This is a genomic window from Oleiphilus sp. HI0061 (assembly GCF_001635675.1).
Map to the genome: position 1 here is coordinate 1 of NZ_LWFE01001746.1, position 635 is coordinate 635.

Below are 635 nucleotides of genomic sequence, written 5' to 3' on the forward strand. Positions count from 1 at the left end.
AAATATTCTTTGATGAGCTGAATGTTGGGCTTATGGCAATATCAAGAAGGCCACCTTGGCCTTTGGCAAGCACGTTCTTAAGCCCTTGGATAGTTGTGAGCTGCTTTGTTTGAATATCCAAACTATAAAGCCGGCCACGTCGTTCGGTAATTAATAGAGTGTTGGCATCCAGAAAAGCCAGTCCCCAAGGAATATTTAAGCCTGAGTATAGTTCTTCCAAAATGAAGTGAATCTGGCCACTTTGCCCTTCAAGGATAGTGCGGGAAAAGCTTGGGCTGGCAAAGCTTATGAAGAACGCAAGACTAATACATGCAATGAAATTGTACATTTTAGGGAACTCCAATAGCTTCAGCATTCAATCAAGGCAAGTTTTAACCCCTTATCAGGCTCCAGTTCTTTTATTTCATCACTAAGCGCTAAAGGCGTGATAGATCTTACATCCTCTATCGTCTCTCGTATGTCGCGTTCAAATTCTGAAAAGGTTACTTGTTGATTGTTTAGGGCCGCTAAGATAACTCCGCCATCCTTTAAGTATTTGGTGCAGCGACGTAGTAGTTTCTGATAGTCAGGCCAGACTCGAAAGGAGCCTTTATAAAAAGGCGGCGGGTCGAGAATGATTATGTCGAACTTTGACT

General features: G+C 42.7%; 2 protein-coding genes. Both read right to left on the bottom strand.

Features of this window, described 5'->3' with window-relative positions; all coding sequences use genetic code 11:
• Positions 1-328: PQQ-dependent sugar dehydrogenase (locus tag A3735_RS26730; RefSeq protein WP_197486073.1), on the bottom strand; the 328-nt coding region annotated here is incomplete at its 3' end.
• 20 nt (positions 329-348) lie between these two features.
• Positions 349-635, bottom strand: a 287-nt coding sequence (locus tag A3735_RS26735; RefSeq protein WP_197486074.1) for a class I SAM-dependent methyltransferase, incomplete at its 5' end; no start/stop codon positions are given.